General features: G+C 70.7%; 18 protein-coding genes and 3 pseudogenes. 6 read left to right on the top strand and 15 right to left on the bottom strand.

What is annotated here, in order from left to right; all coding sequences use genetic code 11:
- Window positions 1–120: 120 nt before the first annotated feature.
- Both JW592_RS01230 and JW592_RS01225 read right to left on the bottom strand, forming a co-directional pair.
- Window positions 121–1,110 (bottom strand): AraC family transcriptional regulator, encoded by a 990-nt coding sequence (locus JW592_RS01230; RefSeq protein WP_229374975.1) that lies wholly within the window; start codon window positions 1,108–1,110, stop codon window positions 121–123.
- A gap of 297 nt (window positions 1,111–1,407) precedes the next feature.
- Window positions 1,408–2,250, bottom strand: a complete 843-nt coding sequence (locus JW592_RS01225) for an alpha/beta fold hydrolase (RefSeq protein ID WP_209262918.1) — start codon at window positions 2,248–2,250, stop codon at window positions 1,408–1,410.
- 353 nt (window positions 2,251–2,603) lie between these two features.
- Here JW592_RS01225 and JW592_RS32405 point away from each other — a divergent pair.
- Window positions 2,604–2,726: pseudogene (locus JW592_RS32405) on the top strand (class I SAM-dependent methyltransferase); the annotation flags it as partial.
- Between the two features lie 265 nt (window positions 2,727–2,991).
- Here JW592_RS32405 and JW592_RS01215 read toward each other — a convergent pair.
- The 3 genes from JW592_RS01215 to JW592_RS01205 all read right to left on the bottom strand — a co-directional run bounded on the left by JW592_RS01215 (window position 2,992) and on the right by JW592_RS01205 (window position 6,350).
- Entirely contained in the window at window positions 2,992–3,873 is an 882-nt protein-coding gene (locus tag JW592_RS01215; protein WP_307805250.1) for a potassium channel family protein, read from the bottom strand.
- A gap of 196 nt (window positions 3,874–4,069) precedes the next feature.
- Complete coding sequence (locus tag JW592_RS01210; RefSeq protein WP_209262915.1) at window positions 4,070–4,831, bottom strand: LmeA family phospholipid-binding protein; 762 nt, start codon at window positions 4,829–4,831, stop codon at window positions 4,070–4,072.
- Between the two features lie 418 nt (window positions 4,832–5,249).
- Complete coding sequence (locus tag JW592_RS01205; protein WP_209262914.1) at window positions 5,250–6,350, bottom strand: winged helix DNA-binding domain-containing protein; 1,101 nt, start codon at window positions 6,348–6,350, stop codon at window positions 5,250–5,252.
- A gap of 271 nt (window positions 6,351–6,621) precedes the next feature.
- Between JW592_RS01205 and JW592_RS01200 the strand changes: the two are divergent.
- A pseudogene (locus JW592_RS01200) lies at window positions 6,622–7,662 on the top strand (helix-turn-helix transcriptional regulator).
- 67 nt (window positions 7,663–7,729) lie between these two features.
- On the opposite strand, the gene leuE reads toward JW592_RS01200, so the two are convergent.
- The 3 genes from leuE to JW592_RS01185 all read right to left on the bottom strand — a co-directional run bounded on the left by leuE (window position 7,730) and on the right by JW592_RS01185 (window position 10,376).
- Window positions 7,730–8,380, bottom strand: a complete 651-nt coding sequence (gene leuE, locus JW592_RS01195; protein WP_209262913.1) for a leucine efflux protein LeuE — start codon at window positions 8,378–8,380, stop codon at window positions 7,730–7,732.
- Between the two features lie 299 nt (window positions 8,381–8,679).
- Window positions 8,680–9,342: a DUF4360 domain-containing protein gene (locus JW592_RS01190; RefSeq protein ID WP_209262912.1), complete on the bottom strand. Its 663-nt coding sequence runs from the start codon at window positions 9,340–9,342 to the stop codon at window positions 8,680–8,682.
- Between the two features lie 206 nt (window positions 9,343–9,548).
- Complete coding sequence (locus JW592_RS01185; RefSeq protein WP_209262911.1) at window positions 9,549–10,376, bottom strand: AraC family transcriptional regulator; 828 nt, start codon at window positions 10,374–10,376, stop codon at window positions 9,549–9,551.
- Between the two features lie 49 nt (window positions 10,377–10,425).
- On the opposite strand from JW592_RS01185, the gene JW592_RS01180 reads away from it, so the two are divergent.
- On the top strand, window positions 10,426–10,905 hold the full coding sequence (locus JW592_RS01180; protein ID WP_229374974.1) for a DUF2000 domain-containing protein: 480 nt from the start codon (window positions 10,426–10,428) through the stop codon (window positions 10,903–10,905).
- A 56-nt stretch (window positions 10,906–10,961) separates the two neighbouring features.
- On the opposite strand, the gene JW592_RS01175 is transcribed toward JW592_RS01180, so the two are convergent.
- A complete protein-coding gene (locus JW592_RS01175) occupies window positions 10,962–12,323 on the bottom strand; it encodes a dihydrolipoyl dehydrogenase family protein (protein ID WP_209262909.1) in 1,362 nt (453 codons plus the stop codon).
- A 250-nt stretch (window positions 12,324–12,573) separates the two neighbouring features.
- Here JW592_RS01175 and JW592_RS01170 point away from each other — a divergent pair, with 250 nt between their 5' ends.
- Window positions 12,574–13,035: a GNAT family N-acetyltransferase gene (locus JW592_RS01170; RefSeq protein ID WP_209263127.1), complete on the top strand. Its 462-nt coding sequence runs from the start codon at window positions 12,574–12,576 to the stop codon at window positions 13,033–13,035.
- An 18-nt stretch (window positions 13,036–13,053) separates the two neighbouring features.
- Here JW592_RS01170 and JW592_RS01165 read toward each other — a convergent pair whose 3' ends face one another.
- The 5 genes and pseudogenes from JW592_RS01165 to JW592_RS01145 form a co-directional block, all read right to left on the bottom strand.
- Window positions 13,054–13,917 carry an SMI1/KNR4 family protein gene (locus JW592_RS01165; protein ID WP_209262908.1) on the bottom strand — a complete coding sequence of 288 codons (864 nt, stop codon included), beginning with the start codon at window positions 13,915–13,917 and terminating at the stop codon, window positions 13,054–13,056.
- A 151-nt stretch (window positions 13,918–14,068) separates the two neighbouring features.
- Window positions 14,069–14,659, bottom strand: coding sequence for a TetR/AcrR family transcriptional regulator (locus JW592_RS01160; protein WP_209262907.1), 591 nt, complete (start codon window positions 14,657–14,659; stop codon window positions 14,069–14,071).
- Window positions 14,660–14,865: 206 nt separating this feature from the next.
- The gene (locus tag JW592_RS01155) at window positions 14,866–15,489 is read right to left on the bottom strand and encodes a DUF1266 domain-containing protein (protein WP_209262906.1); all 624 of its coding nucleotides are present in this window, start codon (window positions 15,487–15,489) and stop codon (window positions 14,866–14,868) included.
- Window positions 15,490–15,500: 11 nt separating this feature from the next.
- Window positions 15,501–15,695: pseudogene (locus JW592_RS01150) on the bottom strand (PaaI family thioesterase); the annotation flags it as partial.
- Window positions 15,696–15,880: 185 nt separating this feature from the next.
- A complete protein-coding gene (locus JW592_RS01145) occupies window positions 15,881–17,515 on the bottom strand; it encodes a BCCT family transporter (RefSeq protein WP_229374973.1) in 1,635 nt (544 codons plus the stop codon).
- A 537-nt stretch (window positions 17,516–18,052) separates the two neighbouring features.
- Between JW592_RS01145 and JW592_RS01140 the strand changes: the two genes are divergently transcribed.
- A complete protein-coding gene (locus JW592_RS01140; RefSeq protein ID WP_307805249.1) occupies window positions 18,053–18,835 on the top strand; it encodes a DUF8017 domain-containing protein in 783 nt (260 codons plus the stop codon).
- A 219-nt stretch (window positions 18,836–19,054) separates the two neighbouring features.
- Here JW592_RS01140 and JW592_RS01135 read toward each other — a convergent pair whose 3' ends face one another.
- Complete coding sequence (locus JW592_RS01135; protein WP_209262905.1) at window positions 19,055–19,915, bottom strand: LysR family transcriptional regulator; 861 nt, start codon at window positions 19,913–19,915, stop codon at window positions 19,055–19,057.
- Window positions 19,916–19,983: 68 nt separating this feature from the next.
- Here JW592_RS01135 and JW592_RS01130 point away from each other — a divergent pair, with 68 nt between their 5' ends.
- Window positions 19,984–20,943 (top strand): EamA family transporter, encoded by a 960-nt coding sequence (locus tag JW592_RS01130; protein WP_209262904.1) that lies wholly within the window; start codon window positions 19,984–19,986, stop codon window positions 20,941–20,943.
- The last annotated feature ends 17 nt before the right edge of the window (window positions 20,944–20,960 follow it).

Here is a 20,960-nt window from a genome sequence, read left to right as displayed (position 1 = left end):
CGCGCGCTTACGCGTGCTCGGCGTTGCTTCGATGCGCCTCAGGTTATATTCGGCTGAATTGGAACGGCAAGTATCGCGCGGGTTCTCCATTCCGGCGCATACCGGCTGCCCGGTCATCGTTCACATCCGCAGGGTGAGGGAGGGCGCGTGCCCGTAGCGCCGGCGGTACCAGGTCGCGAAGCGGCCCAGGTTGGAGAACCCCCAGCGGAAAGCGATCTCTGCGACGGTGACCGGCCCGTCGGCGTCGGCCGCGACCAGGTCGTGGTGGGCCCGCTCCAGCCGCACCTCGCGGAGATAGGCCAGCGGCGTTCGGCCGCAGTACCGCTTGAACGCCTCCTGCAGCGCCCGGGGGCTGAGCCTCGCTGCCGCGGCGAGGTCGGAGAGGGTCAGGGGCTGGTCGCTGCTTTCCTCGATGAGCTGGATGGCCCTGCGGACGGCGGGGTGCGCCACACCGCCGATGCGCCGCACCGGCTCCGAGTCCGGCAGCAGCCGGTGGGTGGCCATCAGCGCCGCGGCGGCCGTCTGGGTCAGCTGCGCTGCGACCAGGGGGCTGGTGTGGGCGACGCCGCCGACCATCACCTCCCGGTGAATCGCCGCTGAGATCCCCGACCAGCTCTCCGCCGCTGCCGCCGAGACCGCACCGCCCAGGGCGAACCGCGCCCGCACCGGCTCCTCGCGCCCCAGCGCCTCGCCCGCCGCCCGGTCCACCACCTCACGGGAGAGCCGCAGCGTCGTCATCCGGGCCCCGGCGCTCCAGAAGACCTTGAACCGCCGGTGCGGATCGAGCACATAGGTGTCCCCGGTGTCGACGAACTGTTCCTCGCGCCCGGGCGACTCGACCCGCACCCGTCCCCGGTGGACCTGGCAGACCAGTAGATACGTGGTCAGCGGCTGGGGCGCCACCAGTGTCTCCGTGCCGTAGCTCAGCGCGGAGAGGGTGACTCCGGGGAAGCCGCCCTCGGCGTACCACGCGGAGAAGTCCTGGGGTCTGCTCAGCGCACGCAACTCGTAGGGGCTGTAGGCGGTACTGATCAGCTCTCGCGTCTCATCCAGATCGTCGCTGCGGACCAGCGTCCGCATCCGGCTCTCATCGGCAGCGGACGCGTCCATCGAAGCTTCCTCACTCACCGTCGCGTTATGCGGCCAGGGACCGCGTTCCGCGGCTAGCCTGCTTTTTCCACAGTGAGTAACGTTCTGAATCCCAGGAGTCAAATGCCGTTCGGCGCCACGGAGTTCACATGGGCCAGTATCGGCCAAGTCCTGGAGCCGTACCGCGCTCGGGGGTCGGGGGACCCCAGCGCTGTACGGCAGGGCCCCGAGCCGGATCTCCGGCTCGGGGCCCTGCTGCTGTATCGCTCTTGTGACCGTTGCTGCTGTACACGTTCGGGCCTGTACCCGTTCGGGGCGTCAGTCGCTGTCGGCGGTGTCGGCGGTGTCGGCGCTGTCGGCTGTGGCGGGTGAGGACGGACGGGATGCGGCCAGACGCCGGAGTATGGACCGCAGCAGCGCGTTGAACTCGGCGGGCTGTTCCACATGCGGCATGTGGCCCGACTCCCGCATGATGTGCGCCTCGCCGTGGGGGGCGAGCCCCGCCAGCGTCTCGGACACCTCGGCGGGGATCTCGGCGTCGAGCTTCCCGTGCACGAAGACAGCGGGGACGGCGAGTTCCCCGATGGTCTCGCGCGGGTTGTTGCGCACCGCGTCGGTGAGTATCTCGTCGATGCAGTCCGAGGACTCCAGGATCTGCTGGGCCGTCCACTCCGGCAGTGACGGGTCGGCCAGCGGCCCGTACCAGTCCACGACCCACTGCCGGACCGTCACAGCGCGGTCGGTGCGCAGCGCCTGCCGCAGCTCGACGAGCCGCTCCGCCTTCCGCTCGGCGGGCCAGTAGCCGGGCCCGTCCACGGCGACCACCGCTCGGACGGACTCGGGTGCCCGCTTGGCCGCTTCCAGGACGATCGCGGCCCCGGCCGAGCATCCGACGAGCACCGGCCCCTCCAGCCCGAGTGTCTTCGCGAGTGCCAGGACGTCCTCCGCGTTCTCGGCGATCGTGGTGCCGCCCGTCGGCCGTGCTGAGCGGCCGCACCCCCGCCAGTCCGGCGTGACGACCCGGTGGTCGCGGGTGAACTCCGCCTGCTGCGCGCTCCAGACCTGACCGCATGTGCCCCAGCCGTGCAGCAGGATCAGCGGCTGCCCGGCCCCGTGATCCTCGTAGTACAACTCGATCCCGTTGACGGTCGCGTAGGGCACTGATCCTCCTTGCGTGCGGCACAGGGCACGGAGCGGACACGTACAAGCAGGGCCCCGAGCCGGAGTGTCGGCTCGGGGCCTCGCCGCCCGGCGCTGGGATCCCCCGAATCCCCAGCCACGTGGCGGCCCCAGGCTGCCGCCGCCGACCGCTCCGCGCGCATCCCACCCGGTGAGAACTACACGGCACCGCACGGCTTCTGACGCCTGGTACCCGGAACGCTACTCACGGTGGGAAGGACGGGCTAGCCGAACAGCGCGGTCTTTGGCCGGATAACGCGGCCCTCCTCCGTTCGCTCTGCCGCGTCACGGACACGGACTCGCCGGCCACTGCTCGAAGGACAGTTCCGGCGACCATGGACCCGCACGCCACCGCATTGTTCCGGGCGGCCATCGTGGCCCGCGCCCGCCTCATCGAGGATCTGGTCACCGAGCAGGCCGACGGCGGCCTCACCCAGTACGCCATCCTGGGAGCCGGGCCCCGACTGGCTGTACCTGGTGCCGGTGGGGACGGGCGCGGTCTGGTCGGGGCCGCTGGTGCGCTGTCTTCCGGAGGGGTCGGCCCCGCCGTGCGGGCACCAGGTGCACCATCGGCCCCTCGCTCCACTGGCTGCGGAGGAGCAAGAATCGGCCCTTGGCGAATCCGGCGGTGCCGACGTCGCCGAAGAAGAGAGGACTTGACGATCAGACCCCATCAAGAGGGAACGTGACCTCCGACTGGCCAAAGCGGCGCTCCCCGTGGCGTCACCCGAGGCCGGGCCCGCTGGGGCCATGATCGTCCAGGAAAGCGCGGAAGACATCCGGCTCCGTCCGGCCGGTGCGGAGAAAGCGGCGGTCGAGGATGTCCGCAAGATCTTCAAGGGCTCTGGAGAGCACCGCGGCCGTCATTCTGACGTCGGGGTGCCGGGCGCGCCTTCCCTGGTCGGCGAGTTCGGCCGCGTGGTGAATGTTGACGGCGAGTGAGGTGCGGTCGTTGCCGTCGTGGAAGTAGTAGGACTCGGCGTACTGCGCGAAGTCCACGGAGACCCGTGACACATCGGCGGCCAGGCTCTCCAGCAGGGCCGCACCGGCGGCGCCTTCGAACTGCTGCGCGGAGATGCCGGACCTCCTCAGCTGCGAGAGCCGCAGCGCCAAGGCGCGTCGGCGGGTGAGCGCCGGGTAGATGCCGAGAATCCAGGAGACGGTCGCTGTCAGAAGAGCGAAACCCACCAGCGACTCGGCGGGACCGACGATGCGGAGCCAGCCGGCGCTCGGCGCGATGTCACCGAGGCCGAGCGTGGCCACGGTGACCATCGAAACGTAGAGGGCGTCCAGCAGCCCGGAATGCTTCTCGGGCTTCAGCCCGGCCGCGAACGAGAACGCCTCCGGCAAATGGGGCCAGTAGATCAGCGCCCACCCCAGGATGATGGTGAAGGCCCAGGTGCCCACCACTGTCACCATGGCCAGCGGCCCCACGATCCCGGCCGCCCGCCGATGCGATCCGAGCCGCGCGGAGAGCTCCCACAGCCCCCTCATGACGTATCTGCTCAGGCCCGCGTGCCGGGTGGGATGCCACAAGGTGTGGAAGACATCCCGCAGGGTGACGAGCACCATCAATGCCCCCGCAGACGTGACAAGCCACTGCACCCGGCGCCTCCCTACCGCTCGCACGCCTCTCAGCATGCAAGCACGACGAACTCCGACATGCGGGTCGCCCGGCCGGACGCCTTGATTCCCTTCTTGTCGCCCGGATTGCTCACCCGAACGGCGTCAGGCCCTTCCGCTCTCCGCCACCGCAGCGCGTTCACACCACGCACCGAGGTCCTCAGCGGACGCGAACGCCTCAGGCGTTGCCGCTCTCGGCCTCCCCGTTCTCACAGCCGGAGGAGGTGTCCGAGGTGTCGGAGTCGGACGAGCTCAGGAGGTCGGGGGAGAACTGGAAGCTGAGGGCGAGCCCCTTGTCCGTGGCCTTGGCGCCGGTGGTCCGTACCCCCTCGGGGAGCTGTCCGAGGCCGACGTTGCGGGGACCGAGCTGGTCGGCGAAGCGGTCCATGCCGGGCAGCGATGTCAGTGTGCTGAGCTTCACCTGCTGGCCCAGGACGCGGACGCTGTCGGGGGCGATGGTCAGCCCGTCGGGGTTCGCCGAGACCGTGTTCAGTACGGTCACGGGGATGCCGGTGCCGGCCACGGGGCCGGACAGCGTCAGATGCTCACCGTCCGTACCCGGCTTCATCCCCCGCACCTGCTTGGGAAGCCGCTTGGCGATCTCGTCGTAGCCCACCGTGACGGTGGCCGAGCCCGAGTCGGCGGTGCCGTCGGTGGACACCCCGTGCAGGGCGGCGTCGACGGCGAAAGTCGTTCCCTCGTGCTCGACCTTGTCCGCGCTGAGGTGCAGTGTGCCGACCCGGCCGGTGAGGGTCTTCAACCCGGCCAGCGGGTCCGTGAGCTCCGCCTCGACTCCGTCGGCCGAGCCCAGGCGGCACTGGACCTCCTCGGCCGCGCGTGCCTCGGCCTTGTGCTCGATCAGGGCGTTGGCGCCACCACCGGCCGCGACGACGGCAGCGAGCGCGGAGGTGGAGACGAGGACGGTACGGCGGGTGTTCATCGGGTGGTACTCCATGGGGGAGGGGGCGCCGGGCCATGGCGTCAGGGCATCGGCCCGGTCGGGGCAGGACCGCGGCGGTCGTGCGGATGGGCGCGGAAGTCGACGGAGCGGGAGATCAACTTGACGGACCGACTTCGGCGTCGGTGTCGGCATCCGGCGTCATGGGCGGAAACCGTCGCCGGGCGAGCCTGCGGCGTGCCCGGCGGGGTGCCGGAGCGCCGCGCCCACCGGGCCGACGCTGCACCTGTGCGCCGGCTTCCGGTCCCGAGCTGGTGACTCCCGGGCGGAAAGGGCGCTTTTTTGGAGTATGCCACGACACTCCGCCCGCACTCTGCGCGTTGTGTCACATGCCGCCCGGCGTTCCGGTGCGCCACTGACCGGCCACAGCACGTGGCGCCTGCCGGGCGGCCTGCGCCGGTCAGTGGGGTTCTGCGGCGATCCGCACCCGATGGGCGGTGTTGTCGGAGAGGAACAGCGCCAGCGCCTCCCCTTCCTCGGCGACGGCGGCGCGGTCGGCTCGGGACAGGCCGCGCAGCGGGGTGACCACCACGGTGCCGGCCTCGTCGGTCCAGGTGGCGGAGACCCGTCCGTCGACCAGGACGACACATGCGCCGGCGACCGAGAGGCCGCGGTCGGCGTCATCGATGATCCGGCCGCGGTCGTGGTAGCCGAGGAGCGCGTTGTCGAACGCCGGGAGGAACCGCACAGGCGCGGGTGTGCCGGGGTCGGGCCGGGGCGCGTCAGGAAGGTCCAGCAGCTCCCTGCCCCGCTCGTCGCGGAAGGCGACCAACTCCTCGCGTACCGCCGCGACCGCGGCCGGGAGCCCGGCGAGTCCGCACCAGGCGCGCAGGTCGGCCGATGCGGCGGGGCCGAAAGCAGCCAGGTAGCGGCGTACCAGGGCCGCACCGGCCGGATCGGAGCCGTCGCGGGCCGGTGGGTCGATCTCCCGCCCCAGCCAGGAGGTGAGCAGGGCGTTGCGCACTCCGCCCTTGGCGCGCCACAGGCCGCGCGGCGGCGTCTGCACCGCCGGAAGCAGAGCGGGGATCAGCATTTCGCCCAGTGCCCGTTTCCTGGGAGCCGGCCAGCGTTCGGCCAGTACGCGCACGAGCTCCGACGTCGTACGAGGCTCGCCGTCCGCCATCACCTGCCGCCCCGCCGCGGCGAGCTCGTCGAGATCCACTCCTTCGAAGTCGCGGCGGTACACCCCGAGCACCCGCTGACGCAGCATGGCGTCGTGACGGGCGCGCCAGGCCAGCGCGTCGTCGGCGGTGAGGAGGTGAACGGTGCGGCGCATCATATGGGTGCGCACCACGCGCCGCCGGACGAGCGAGTCCGAGAGGACCGACGGGTCGAAGCCGCGCAGTCGCGACCAGAGTCCGGTGAACGGCTCCTGGGGTTCCTGCGCCTGCAGCCCGCCGAGGTGTGCGACGGCGTCGGCTACAGGCATGTCGGCGCGGTCGAGGAGCAGTTGCCGGGCGAGAGTCGCGCGGTTGAGCGCCCGGTTGTCCAGCACAGTCACCACCTCACCGCCACGTGCTCGTCGACCGGCCGGAGGGGCGGTGCGGACGACCGACCGCCGTAACCGGTGTCCGCTCCGGGTGTGCCGATCGGTACGTACCTGGTCGGCAGCTCGCCCTCTCCTCGTCCGGGGTGGGGGATGAGTTCTCGCACAGTGTCGGGTTTCCGTTCGTCGGTCGGATGCCGGGGCGCCGGGTTTCGCCCCGCTCGGTGAGCACGGTGGCAGGAGAAGCGGTCAGCTTCTGACCGCTTCCCGGGGCAGGATGAGGCACATGCAGAAGACCTCAGCGCGCCTGCTGTCGTTGCTCTCGCTGCTGCAGGCACGCCGGGACTGGCCCGGTGCGCTGCTGGCCGAGCGGCTCCGGGTCAGTCCGCGCACCGTCCGGCGTGACGTCGACCGCCTGCGCGAGTTGGGCTACCCCATCGTGGCGACCAAGGGCCCCGACGGCGGCTACCGGCTCGACGCCGGGCGCGAACTGCCCCCGTTGCTGTTCGACGACGAATAGGCCGTGGCCCTCGCACTCGCACTGCAGAGCGCCGCGGCCGCGACGGGGGCCGGCGTCGAGGAGGCCGCGGCGCGCGCGTTGACGACCGTCCGGCAGGTCATGCCCGCCCGGTTGCGCCGCCGGATCGACACCTTTCGGGTGACCGCCGTCGAGCGCCCCGCGGCCGGGCGGGACCCACAGGTCCACAGCAGTGTGCTCATCGCCCTCAGCGCCGCTGTCCACGCCCGCGAAGTGCTGCGCTTCGACTACACCTCCGCACATCCGGGAGGGACAGGGCCGGACGGGAGCGGCGCTGAGACCACGCTGCGGCGGGCGGAGCCCCATCACCTCGTCACCTCGGGCGGGCGCTGGTATCTCCTCGCCTGGGACCTCGACCGCCAGGACTGGCGCACCTTCCGTGCGGACCGGATCGCGCCACGCACCCCCACGGGGCCCCGCTTCACGCCGCGCGAACTCCCAGGAGGAGGTGAGGTGGCCGCCTTCGTCGCCGGAAGGTTCCGGGGTGCGGACGGCCCCGGGGACTGGCCCTGCCGAGGCGAGGTGATCCTCGACCTGCCAGCGGCCGATGTGTCCCGCTACGCCCGTGACGGACTCGTCGAGGAGCTCGCCCCCGGCCGCTGCCGGCTCGTCCTGGGTTCGTGGTCGTGGCCCGGACTGGCCGCCACCATCGCCAGGTTCGACGCCGGCATCGAGGTCGTCGGGCCGCCCGAACTCAAGGACGCCTTCGCGCGGTTGGCCCGCCGCTGCGCCGAGGCCGCGTCCGGTACCACCACCACGGCCTCCCCGACGCGTGAGCAAACCGCATGAGCAGGCCGCGGGAGCCGGCTCGCGTGGGCAGACCACCTCGGCCTTCGGCGCGCGGTCCCGCGCTGTCTCAGCCCCCGGCCGTGGCGAGCTTCGCCGCGAAGCCGAAGAACAGGGCGCCCGCACCGGTGGTGAGGCCGGCCGACAGTCGCTTGCGCCGCCTGAACTGCGCGGACAAGTAGGTACCACCGAGGATCAGGGCCGTGATGTAGCAGACGCTGATCGACTGGTAGACCACCGCCAGCACCGCGAAGGACAACGCCGGATACGGGTAGGCAGGGTCCACGAACTGCACGAAGAAGGAGATGAAGAAGAGAATCGCCTTCGGGTTGAGCAACGTGATCAGTACGGACCGGCGGAACGGGCGCTCGACCGCCGGCTCCTCCGGGGTCTGCGGGCCGTCGGCGGGCTCCTTCCTGGTGCGCCACGTCTTCCAGGCCGCGCGGAGCATACCGAGGGCGATCCACCCGAGGTAACCGGCTCCCGCGTACCGCACCACGGCGAACGCCACCGGATTGGCCTGCAGCAGCGAGGCCACGCCCGCCGCCGCCAGCAGCATCAGAACCATCTCACCGAGGAAGACGCCCGCCCCGGCGCGGTAGCCCGTACGCACCCCGCGCCGTGCCGCCACCGACAGGGTGTAGAGCGAGCTCGGCCCCGGCAGCACAATAATCAGCAGAGTCCCCAGTGCGTAGGCGGGCAGGTTCGCCACTCCCAGCATCGGTATCCTCCGCTCCCCGGCGCTGTGGGTCCGGCCGCCGGCACCGCTGATCGCGTCAGAATACGATCTTCCGATTCGCCGCGCCTCCCGATTTCCAGCAGCCTTCCGCCCTGTTCGTCCAACGCCCGGCCGGGGCCGTTGCGCTCGCCCCTCGGTGAGCGATCGCGTCGACGGGTGCGCCTCAAGACGGTCCAGGGACCCGACCTCACGGGTACGTTCGGCCAACCGCGCTCGCATGGGCCCTGCCGCGGGCCTGCTCCGCGGTCAGCCGCGGAGCAGGCAGCATCGCCACTCGGACGTCAGGAAGTCGGGCAGGTCTTCCAGGCGAAGTGGTAGGTCGTCTTGATGTCCCCGTCGGTGGAGTCCATGGTCATGAAGCTCGTCTTGGCCGGGTCCGAGGTGCCGGAGTCGACCCGGATCTCCGTGTTGACGTTGAAGTTGCGCTGCTCGCCGCACGGCTTCCACACCAGCTGACCCCAGTCCGTGGAGTCGGTGGCCTGCCAGTTGCCGTCCCGCGGTCCGTTGAACGGGTGGCTCGTCGCCGCGGTGTCCGAGGACCCCTGGAAGTAGTACGAGGCTTTCTGCAGGCCGCTGGCCCCGGGCTGCAGGTATGCGTAGCCGCGGTAGTCCGCGCTGACGATCGCGTACGTGAACCCCTGCGGTACGTGCACGATGAGGTTGAGCTGGCAGTTCTTCCGGCGGTCGGTGGGCTTCGAGTTCGGCCCCACTTGGGCCAGGTAGTCGCTGTAGGTGACCGTGAAGGCCGTGTTGTCCTCGGCGACAGCGACCTTGGCGGTTCCCTCGGGGCAGCCGGAGCCGTTGACCGTGGCGACATCGATGACGATCTTGTCCGGCGGCGGGTCCGTGATCATGCTGGGCGCGCCCTGAGCGGGTTGGGCGGAGAACGCGGCGGCGAACAGCGTTGCCGTCACCACCGTGGCCTTGAGGGATCTTCGAGCCATGACTGTCTCCTTCGAGCGGGGGTGTCCAGTCCGCGTACGAGGGCCAGGGGGCCGCGGCCCGAGCGCTGGTGCCCGGCGCGCTGATGCCGCTCCTGGGACCCATTTGGTATGTACCTGGCAGGTCCGCCGCTGGAAAGGCCGGTTTTCGGACGCGCTCACCGGCAGCCGCCGCAGGGAAGTGGGAGAGACGCCGGGAAGAAGAGGCGTCAGTGTCGGCGCGCGCCGCCCGGCCGAGGCGCTCCCGTACGGGCGTAGCGGCCGGGCGCGACACCCAGGACGCGCTTGAAATGCCTGGTGAGATGGGACTGGTCGTAGAAGCCGGCCGCGGTCGCCACCTCGCTCGGCGGCTGTCCTTCGAGGAGCAGCCGACGGGCCAGATCGACGCGGCGTGAGGTCACATACTGGTGGGGCGCGATGCCGAACGTGGCGCTGAAGGCCCGTACGAGGTGGGCGGGGTGGGCGTGGAGCACGCGTGCGGCCTCTTCCAGCGTGGTGCCCTCGCGGAGCCGCTCGTCGAGGAGGTCGCGCAGCCCCTGGGCGACGCCACGGTCGGGCACCGGGCTGCCGGTAACGGCCAGCCTGGGACGCAGGAGCTCGTGCAGGCGCCGGCTGATGAGGGCCAGTCGGCTCTCCGCCTCGAGTTCGTCGCCCGGGCCGGCGAGGGCGGTGTGCAGCTGTCCGATACGTCTGCGCAGGACGGGGTCGGTGAAGTCGGGACCGTCGACGGCCGGGCCGATGAGACTCTCGTCAAGCTGCGAGGTGTCCAGGTACAGCACACGCTTGCGGAAGCCTTGGGAAGTGGCAGGCGAGCCGTTGTGCGGAACCTGCGGAGGCAACAGGCTGACGGTGTCGTTCGGGGTGCCTCGCTCATGGCGGTCCAGGTTGTAGCGGACCGCACCGTCGTCGACGATCAGCAGTGTCCAGGCGTCGTGGACGTGCATGGGGTAGGAGTGCTCGGTGTAGTGGGCGTGGAAGACCTCACTGACGCCCGGGACCGTCGGGCGCCAGGCGGAGATCTCCTGCCGGTGCGCCATGCAAAGAACGTACAAGACGGCGCCCGGGTACGGCCTGCAGTCTCACAGCATGAGAACGAGCAATGAGACCGGGGTCGGAGTTACGGCCGGTCCCGTCGCGGGAGCCGGGAACGCGCCAGTCCGTTTCGACACGAAGATCGCCGTACTGCTGCGCGACGACCTCGAGCCCTGGCAGCGGCTGAATGTGGCCTCCTTTCTCGTCAGCGGGTTCGGCACGGTGTCGCCCGAGGTGATCGGCGAGCCGTACGAGGACGCCGACGGCGTCGCCTATCTGCCGATGTTCCGCCAGCCCGTGCTGGTCTTCGAGGCCACGAAGGAGATGCTCACCACGGCACACGGCCGTGCGCTGTCCCGGGCGCTGCCGAGAGCCGTCTTCACCTCCGATCTGTTCGGCACGGGCAACGACCGGGACAACCGGGCGGCCGTACGGGCGGTGGGCACCGACCAGCTCGACCTGGTGGGCGTGGCCGTCCACGGCCCTCGCAACGCGGTGGACAAGGTCGTCAAGGGAGCGCGGATGCACCCCTGAGCGGAGTCGCGGAGGGGCGCCCCTGAGCGGCACCGGTGCGGCTCAGGGGACCGTCCTCACTCCCGGATGTCGGCGAGGGCGCTCTCCACCGCGCGGTGGAAGGTGGGATAGGCGTACATCATGTGGCGCAGCCGGTCGACGGGGACCTCCGCTTGGACCGCGACCTGGAGGCCGTAGAGCACCTCGCCACCGGCGGGACCGACGGAGGTGGCCCCGACCAGGACCCCGCGGTCGACGTCCTCGACCAGTTTGATCAGCCCCTCGTTGCCCGTCTTGTGGATCCAGCCCCGCGAGGAGGAGGGCACCTGCGCGGTGCCGGTACGGACCCGTAGGCCGCTCTCCCGGGCCTGCGCCTCGGTCATCCCCACCCCGCCGACCTCCGGGTCGGTGAACGTGACCCGGGGAACGGCCCGGTAGTCGGCGCCCGGCCCGGGCTCCCCCAGGATCGCCCGCGCGGCGATCTCGGCCTGGTACATGGCGACATGCGTGAACAGCGCCCGGCCGGTGACATCCCCGACTCCCCAGAGCCCGGGGCCGGCCCGCAGTTGCTCGTCCACCTCCAGCGTCCGGGCCTCCGGGTCGACCCCTACCGTCTCCAGGCCGAGACCCGACAGGTTGGCCCGTCGGCCGGTGGCCATCAGCAGCTGTTCGGCATGGAGTGTCTCGCCGCCGTCGAGAGTCAGCGCGAAGCCGTCCGGGCCGTGGCGGGCTTCGGTGGCCCGCGCCCCTGTGCGCACGGTGACGCCGGCACGGCCGAGCACGTCGGCGAGCAGCGCTCCGGCTTCCGGCTCTTCCTTCGACAGCAGCCGGTCCGACGCTTCGACGACGGTCACCCGGCTGCCGAACCGGGTGAAGACCTGGGCCAGCTCCAGCCCGACGGCGCCGCCGCCCAGCACCAGCAGCGAGGCGGGCGGCCGGGTCGCGGAGATCGCGTCGCGGTTGGTCCAGTACGGCACCTGGTCAAGACCCGGCACCGGCGCGGCCTGCGGACGGCTTCCGGTGGCCAGTACCACGCCACGCCGGGCGGTGAATCCCTGCCCGTCCACCTCGACCTTCCCCGGCCCGGCCAGCCGGGCGCGGCCGCGCACGAAGCGGCCGCCCTTACCGGTGTAGCGGTCCACGGCGATCTTGTCGTCCCAGTCCGAGGTGGCCTCGTCCCTGATCCGGTCGGCCACCGGCGCGAAGTCCGGGGCGACCTGTGTGTCCCCGGCCATACCGGGCACGCGCCGGGCCTCGGCCAGCAGATCTCCGGCCCTGATCATCATTTTGCTGGGGATGCACGCCCAGTACGGGCACTCGCCGCCGACCAGCTCCGCCTCGGCGGCGACCACCTCCAGGCCCGCTTCCGCCAGTCGGCCGGCGACGTGCTCACCTCCCACGCCCATGCCGATCACCACCACATCGACGTCCTGCGCCATCCTGCGGCCCTCCGTCCTTGTGTGCCCGATGTGCCGCGTGTGCCGGAAAACCCGGCCCGCGGCCCAAGGCTTCCATGCACGGGCCGGGCCGGGTGGGGGAGTCCGGTGCTGGCGCGTCGTCGTCAGCCGGGTACCGGGTGCCTAAGCTGCCTCCGTGGACGAGAGGGACGAGACGAACGAGACAGCCGGGACGCCGGCCGGCATACGGATCAGACCCGGCAGTCCGGCCGACGCACCGGCCATCCTGGACATGCTCGACTCCGCTGTCGCCTGGATGAACGAGCGCGGCAACACCGAGCAGTGGGGCACGACACCGTATTCGCACAAGTCCGGCGGAGTGGCACGGGTCCAGCGATACACCACCGAACTCTCGCCGTACATCGCGGAGTTGAGCGGCACCGCTGTCGGAGCGCTCGTACTCGACAGCGGCCCCAGCCCGCGGATGCCGATCCCGCCGGCCGCGGAACCCGAGCGGTACGTCAGGCTGCTGGTTTCCCACCGGCGCTACGCGGGGCGGGGCGTCGGCGCCGCGCTGCTGGTCCATGCCGCCGAGGAGACCCGGCGGGCAGGCGTGGAGCTGCTGCGAGTGGACTGCTGGGCGGGTGGCGGAGGAGAGTTGGTCGCCTTCTACGAGCGCAACGGCTTCGCGCCCACCGACCGCTTCATGGTCGGGTCCTGGCCCGGGCAGGTGCTGGCCAGGCGGCTCGGGTGACGGCGCGCGCGGCCCGGGTCAGGGCCGGACTTCCGAGCCCGGCTCCCAGGACGAGGTGCCGTGGACGGTGGAGACGGACTCCACCGGGCACCCCATGAGGCCGACGGCGGCCATGACCGCCTCACGGGCCGCCTCGCTGTCGGCGGGCGGGAAAGCCACGCGGAGTTGATGCCCGTAAGCCGTCTCATACGTCAGTTGCCAGCCGGTTCCGGTGACGGCGAAGTGGTCTTGGCGGTTGCCCTGGTACGCGTAGCTGCCGCGGTCCGAGGTCGGCGCGAGGGCGTCACGCAGGATTCGCAGGCGCTCGGGGTAGGGGAGGGGGCCCTCGCCGAGGCGGACGTAGACGTGGTCGCGGTCGATCGCCGCGTCGAACCAGGGGGCGAGACCGTCCTCGCGAGGCAGGAGCTCCGAGGTGATACGGCCGCTGACCCACCGGTCCAGGAACGCGGCGGCTGAGCAGTCGTACCGTTCGTAGTCGTTGTCGCGCGACCAGATCACCACCGGCCAGGACTCGGGAGCCCCCTCGGTCAGCCAGCACAACTGCGCCGCGCTCTCGGTCACCGCCCAGGTCAGCAGCCCGCCCGGTTCCGGGAAGAGCGGGTAGGGGTGCTGCTCGGGGAACAGCTCGCGCGAGGGACCGAAGTCCTCCAGGAGATTCCCTTCCAGCCGGACCGGGTTGTCGTCGCCGAACGGGGTGCGCAGGCACAGCGCCCCCCAGAAGTCGCCACGGCCGTAGGTCTCCACCAGCCGCTGGTAGTCGTCAGGCAGCCGGGTGCCCAACTCCTGCTCCACGACGGCCCAGTTGCCGTTCCCGTCGACTGCCTCAGCGGGCGGCGGTACCCGCTCGGTGATGCGGGGCAGCGGATTGTGCGCTTCGATCATGTACACACCTTCGCACTCCGGCACCCCGCCCCGCCCCGCGCGTCGGCCATCAGGCGATGGATGGACGGGGGCGGCGGCTTGGAAATCGCCGCCGGCGCCGTACGAAGCGAGCCGCCCCAGCTTGGTGCCAACAAAGGCGCGCCTGTCGCTGTCACTGTGTTCGGCGCAGTCCAGCGACGAGGACCTCGACCAGCCGCCGTGCGTCGTAGCGGGGGTCGTGCTCGGCGCCCACGCAGAGGTTGCCGACGCCGCGCATGAACTCGTAGGCATCCAGGTCCGACCGGATCTCACCGGAGTCGGCCGCGGCGTCGAGCAGTTGGGCGCACACGGGCAGGAGACGGTCGAGGAAGTAGGCGTGCAGCGCGTCGAATCCGGTGTTGTCGGACTGCAGTACGGCGGCGAGCCCATGCTTGGTGACCAGGAAATCGATGAACAGGTCGATCCAGCGGCCCAGTGCCTCGTACGGCGTCGCGCAGCTTTCGAGCAGCGCGGGACCGGCCTCGGCGCACGCCTCGATCTGGTGCCGGTAGACGGCGATGATCAGGTCGGCGCGGGTCGGGAAGTGGCGGTAGATCGTGCCCGTACCGACGCCGGCCTCGGCGGCGATGTCGCGTACCGGCGCTTCTACGCCCGAGGTGACGAACACCGCTGCGGCCGCGTCGAGCAGGCTCTTCTCGTTGCGCCGCGCGTCTGCCCGTTTGGACCGGGCCGCGCGTGCCGCGCCCTCGCCGCTGCCGCTCACCTGGCCGCTCCCTCCGCCACCGAACCGCCCGGCGGAACGTGGGCCGGGACACCTCCGGAACGTTGTTCCGGTTGCTTATGATGCCAGAGCGGAGGTCTGTCGACCAAGCCGCCATGTCCCTGGACCACTGCCGGCCGGATCACCCTCGCGGCGTACGACGACCTGCCGGGACGGTTCCCGACCAGCCGACCGCACAGGTCACCGGCTCACAGGGGCCGGTCGGGCAGGCTGATCACATGCCAAGGCGCGCGGTTCCAGGGGCTGGCGTGCTGCGCGGGGTCCAGCAGGGCACGGAGGTGGGCGTCCGAGACGGCCTGCGGCGCCGGGAAGTCCTCGTCCGCCCTCCCGCGCAGGCCCTCCATCCACACCTTGCGCACCAGCAGGTAGTCAGTCGCGAACTCGTGCCACGAGTCGTACGCGGCGACCGTGGGCATGACGGTGGCGCGCAGCAGGTTCCAGGCGGTCGGCGCGTCCAAGTGACCGGCGGCGTAGCCCTTGCGGACGACGTCGGTATAGAGGGCGATGTCCCACGCCAACGGATCTCTCCCGGTCTGCTCGCGCAGCGGCGCCCGGTAGCCGTCCTCCAGCAGACCTGCCAGCCTGTGCAGTAGTTCGTCGCGGTCGGGAATCTCCCACTGCTCGCGCAGCCACCGCTCGGCCGCCGCGTCGTCGCGGGAGCGGAAGGGGTACAGCGTGGTGCGTGAGGCTTCGGGGCTGCGATTCACGGGAGCGGCCAGGGAGACCAGCCACAGCTGGTGGGTGGACAGCGGCGGCTCGTACGGCGGTGGGGCGGGGCGCTGACGGCGGAGGCGCTCGAAGAGTCCGGACATGGGGCCGCACCCTACTGGGACGCACGGTCTCCCAGGCAGATCAGGGTCTGCTGACCTGTGGCGACGAGTTTCCGCCGGCCGTCCTGGACACCGAACACCTCAAGACGGCACACGGTCAGCGTCCGCCCGGACTTCAGAACCGTCCCTTCGGCCTCCAGGCGGTCACCGACGGCCGGTGCGAGAAGGTTGATCTTGTACTCCGTCGAGTGGGGCCGGCCTCGGTACGGCCGGCCCCACTGACTCCGCGCGTTGCTTCAGGTCTTACGTCGGCGCACAGCCGCGTGCTGGATGCCGGAGCTGAACGCCGCCCGACGCGCGCGGGGTTCGGATGGCCGCAGGCTTCCGGCCCGGCACCGGCACCGGCACCGGCATCGGCACCCGGAACGTGCCTTCAACCGACCGGGTCCACCACCGACCCCGGGACCTCGTCCGCGGGCTCGGCCGGTTTGGCCTTCGCCTCCGCCGGCTGCTTGGCCAGCGGGTCGCGGCCCAGATCGGGGAAGTCCGTCTTCAGCGCCCGGAGCAGCGAGAACATCATCACGAAGGCGATCACGAAGAACGGCAGTCCGATGACGGTGATGACCTGCTGCAAGGCGTCCAGGCCGCTCTTTCCGGTGGCAGCCAGCAGGGTGCCACCGACCACCCCTTGGGTGATGGCCCAGAAGACCCGCTGCCGGGTCGGGCTGGCCAGCGTCTCGTCCACCCGCTCACAGAGCATGTCGACCACCATGGAAGCGGAGTCGGCCGAGGTGGTGAAGAAGATGACCACGATCAGCACGGAGAGCGCCGAGACAAGGGTGGCCGCCGGGTAGTTCTCCAGGAAGGTGAAGAGCGCTCCGGGGACATCCCCCTCGTCGACGACCGCCTTGACCAGCCCGCCCGAGCCGTTCATCTCGATGTCGAACGAGCCCATGCCGAAGATGCTGAACCAGATCACCGTGAAGGCGGTGGGCAGCGCCAGCACACCCAGCACGAACTCGCGGATCGTCCGCCCCTTGGAGATCCGGGCGATGAAGATCCCGACAAACGGCGACCAGGTGATGGTCCAGGCCCAGTAGAAGACCGTCCAATTGCCCTGCCAGCCGGTGTCGGCGAAGGTGTCGTTCCAGAACGACAGCGGCACCACAGAGCTCAGATAGGTCCCGGTCGTCTCGACGATGCCCTTGGCCATGAAGAGCGTGGGCCCGGCGAGCAGGACGAAGATCAGCAGTCCGACGGCCATCAGGATGTTGACGTTGGACAGGATCTTGATGCCCTTGTCCAGGCCGCTCACCACCGAGATGGTGGCGATGGTCGTGACCACGGCGATCAGGACCACCTGGACGAGCTTGTTCTCCGGGACGCCGAAGAGCTCGTTCAGACCGCTGTTGATCTGCAGGGTGCCCAGCCCGACGGAGACGGAGACACCGAAGAGCGTGCCCACCACGGCCGTGACGTCGACGGTCTTGCCGATCGGGCCGTTGATGCGGTCACCCAGCAGCGGGTGCAGGACCGAGCTCAGCCGGAACGGCAGCTTGCGCTGGTAGACGAAGTAGGCGAAGGCCAGCGCCGGAAGGCAGAAGATCGCCCAGGTGTGCAGTCCGAAGTGGTAGAGCGCGAAGGCCATCGCCCGCTCGGCGGCGTGCGCCGACCCCGGCTTGACGCCCTGCTCGGGTGGGTCGGCGAAGTGGCTGATCGGCTCGGCGACCCCCCAGAACATCAGGATGGTGCCGATCCCGGCCGCGAAGAGCATCGCGAACCACGCGCCGTTGCTGTATTCCGGGCGGGTGTCCTGGCCGCCCAGCCGGACATGCCCGTAGCGGCTGAGCGCGATCCAGACCAGAAAGAGGACGAACGAGGTGACACCGAGGATGTAGAACCAGCCCAGGTTCTTGAGAATCCAGTCCGAAGCCGTGGTGAAGACGCTGTCGACCTGGTCGGTCAGCGCGATGGTGGTCACGACGAAGAGGAACGTCAGCGCCGCGGAAGCGAAGAAGATGACCGAGTCGGTACGGAGTCCCAGTCGTTGTTGCAACTTGTCCAGCATTGAATAGTCCCAAGAGGTTGGGGAGGGGAGTCACGCAGTGCTCCGGGACCGGCGGACGTCAGGAAATGTGCGGTCGCCAATGATCGTCCCGGCCGCGTTGAGCGTCGATGGTGGCACTACCGATCAAGCCACCGCACCCCGTGGCCGGTTCTGTTGCACATTCGTGATCCGGGGGGCAACTACCCCGAGAAGGTGCGGTGTTGGCGGTGCTGTATACGGTCGGGCGGCTTGTGGGCGTCAGCTCAAAAGCTCATATTTCCGCTCCGGGCCGGGCTCCGTCCGGATCGTCCTCCAGACCTGGGAAGCGAGAAGGACCGCAAACAGGTGCAAAGGGTCGAGGGGTGGCGTGCCACGGTCCACGCGGTGGCATTTCGCGCGCCGCGTGCAGGAACTCCGGGTGTTCTGTCACAGGCAGGTATCCGTCTCGTAGGGGACCTGCACCTGGTCAAGGGGGAGAAGCCCAGTTCACATAGGGTACCGATCATGTTCCAGTCAAAGATCGCCCAGCGTATTGCTCACCACCCAAGTTCCCCCGCGGTGCCACCTCGCCGAACGAAGAAGGCCGCCGTCGCGGCCGTCGGTATCGGCCTGGTCGTCGCTCTGAGCGGATGCAACGAGGACGTGGGCAAGTCCAAGGACAAGGACGCCGATGCCGCGAAGTCGGAGAAGCCATCCGCGGAGTCGTCCGACTCCGCGGCGCCGGCGGGCCCCTCGGGTGACAAGCCGTCGATCGCCGGCTGGCAGACGCAGACCTCGCAGAAGCACCAGTTCCGCTACGACGTGCCCGGCAAGGCCAAGAAGTGGAAGGTCCTCAAGGAGGACGTGGCGCTCTCCTACACCGACAAGAACGGCAAGCCGATCGTCGTCATGACCGCGGCCGCCAACTACCGTGAGGGCGGCTGCTCGTCGAGCCCCAACCCCAAGGCTTTCGGCCAGGCGGGCAAGGGCCAGCTCGCCACCGTCGGCACCACCGGCGGCGGCAAGCAGGGCAGCCTCCAGGAGAACGCTCGCAACTGGGCGGGCAACTGGGGCTTCGCCGCGTACGGCGGTGAGGACCACAAGCCCAAGATCAAGGTGAGCGAGGCCAAGCCGTGGAAGCAGGGCGGTATCAACGGTTACACCGCGACCGCCGAGGTCACCGTCACCCACCGGCCGAGCCCGTGCGTCCCGCCCAAGGCCGTGGTGCACAGCATCGCGCAGAAACTCCCGGACGGCACCATGCACGGCTGGGTGATCTACGCGGACCAGGGAGTTCCGAAGGCGCTGACAAAGGCCGAGATCAAGAAGATCATGAGCACCGTCCGACCCACGGAGGGCTGACGCCCCTTCAGCCCCCACTCCGGCGCCACGGTGTGCGGCGGCTCTGCCCCGCCCCGGCGGAGTCCGGCGGTCGGCGTACCGCCCGCTCTCCCGAGTCCGCCGGGGCCGCACCGTCCGGCCAGGACCACCGGTACAGCTCGGTGCCGCCACCCTGCGCCGGACCGGCGCGTGCTGAGTGCCTGAGTGGCCTGAGCGCCGTGAGCCCCCCTGAGCGCCCCGTCAGTCTTCCGCCACCAGCTGTCGGGCCAGCGCCACCAGGGCCGGGATCGCGGGGTGGGTCGGGGTGCCGCTGCGCCAGGCGAGGAGCAGCGGGACCGGTGGCGCGTCGGTCAGCGGACGGTAGGCGATCGACGGGTGTGAGTGCAGGCCGGGGGTCGCCGACGTCGAGACGCCCACGGCCCGGCCGACGGCGATGGCCGTCAGCCACTCGTCGGTGTTGGTGACCTCGATCGTCTCCCTGGGGCGCGCCGAGGCGGGCCACAGCTCCGGAGTGGTGGTGCCGGCCACCGTGTTCAAGGCGACCGGCCACGCGGCGAGATCTGCCAGAGCCAGGGCGCTCCGGCTGGCCAGCTCGCTGTCCGCGGGCACCACCGCGATCCGCTCCTCGTGCCGCAGCAGCTCCGTGACCAGCCCCGGCGCCCGGACCTCGCCGCGCAGCAGCGCGACATCCACCTTCCCTTGGGCGAGCCCCGCCGTACGGTCGTCGATGCGGCGCAACTCCAGTGGAACCTCGGGGTGTTCCTCGTCCCAGCGGCGCAGCAGCGGGATGGTACGGCCGCCCAGGGCGGCCCAGGGGTGCCCGAGGCGGAGCGGCAGGGCCGTCAGCGGGCGCGGGTCGAGGGCCGCGTCCACGGCGGCCAGTGCGGCGGTGGCCTTCTCGCGGAACCTGCGGCCCGCCGTTGTGAGCTCCAGATGGTGCGTGGAGCGGTCGACCAGGCGCACGCCCAGATGGCTCTCGAGCTGGCGCAGCGTGCGCGACAGGGCGGGCTGCCCGATGTGCAGCCGGGCTGCGGCACGGGTGATGGTGCCCTCCTCGGCGATGGCGAGGAAGGCCCGCAGATGGCGCAGCTCGATGGTCATACCCAGCAAGCATAACCACGGCTCAATAGGCATTTCCCAGCGCGTGCGCGGCTCCGTAGCGTGATGGCATGACACAGACGAGCGCGCGAACAGACCCCGCTGGTGAGACGCCCCCGGCGTCCCCGGGAGCGGGCACGACACCGGCCGGCCGCGTCCGTACGGTGACGGCCCCCGCCGGCGTCGGCAGCCTCGGCGGCATCGGACTGGTGCTGGCCGGCGCCGTCTCGGTGCAGTTCGGCTCCGCCGTCGCCGCCCTGCTCTTCCCCCGTGCAGGTGCTCTCGGTGTGGTGGCTTTGCGGGTGACGATCGCGGCCGTGCTGCTGCTGGCCGTCTGCCGCCCCCGGCTGCGCGGGTACAGCCGCGCCGACTGGGCCGTCGTCGGCGCCTTCGGTCTGGCGCTCGGCGGTATGAACATCCTCTTCTACCAGGCGATCGACCGAATACCGCTCGGCCCCGCGGTGACCTTGGAAGTTCTCGGGCCGCTCGTGCTGTCCATCGCGGCAGCACGCCGCGCTGTGAGCCTGGTATGGGCCGGCGCCGCGCTCGTGGGCGTCTTCCTCCTGGGACAGGACGGCTTCGGCCGGCTCGACCTCGCGGGCGCCGCCTTCGCGCTGGGCGCGGGAGCCATGTGGGCGGCGTACATCGTCTTCAACTCCCGGACCGGCGCCCGCTTTCCGCGGCTGGACGGACTCGCCCTGGCGATGGCCGTGGCCGCGCTGATGAGCCTGCCGCTGGGCATCGGCTCCGCCGGCGCCACGCTGCTCCAGCCGGGCGTGCTCGGCCTGGGCCTGGCCGTGGCACTGCTGTCCTCCGGGCTGCCGTACACCCTGGAACTGCTGGCCCTGCGCCGCCTCCCCGCGCCGACCTTCGCCGTGCTGATGAGCCTGGCACCGGCGATCGCGGCACTGGCCGGATTCCTGGTCCTGGGACAGGAGCTCTCGCCCCTGCAGTGCCTGGCGATCGCACTGGTGGTGGGGGCCAGCGCGGGGGCGGTGCGCACGGGCCGAACGACGCGGGGAAAGCTGTAGGCACGTCCGAAACCGGC

Source organism: Streptomyces spirodelae (genome assembly GCF_017676385.1).
Classification (GTDB): Bacteria; Actinomycetota; Actinomycetes; order Streptomycetales; family Streptomycetaceae; genus Streptomyces; species Streptomyces spirodelae.
Note: the sequence above shows the minus strand (reverse complement) of the source record. Positions and strands in the feature narration are given on the sequence as shown.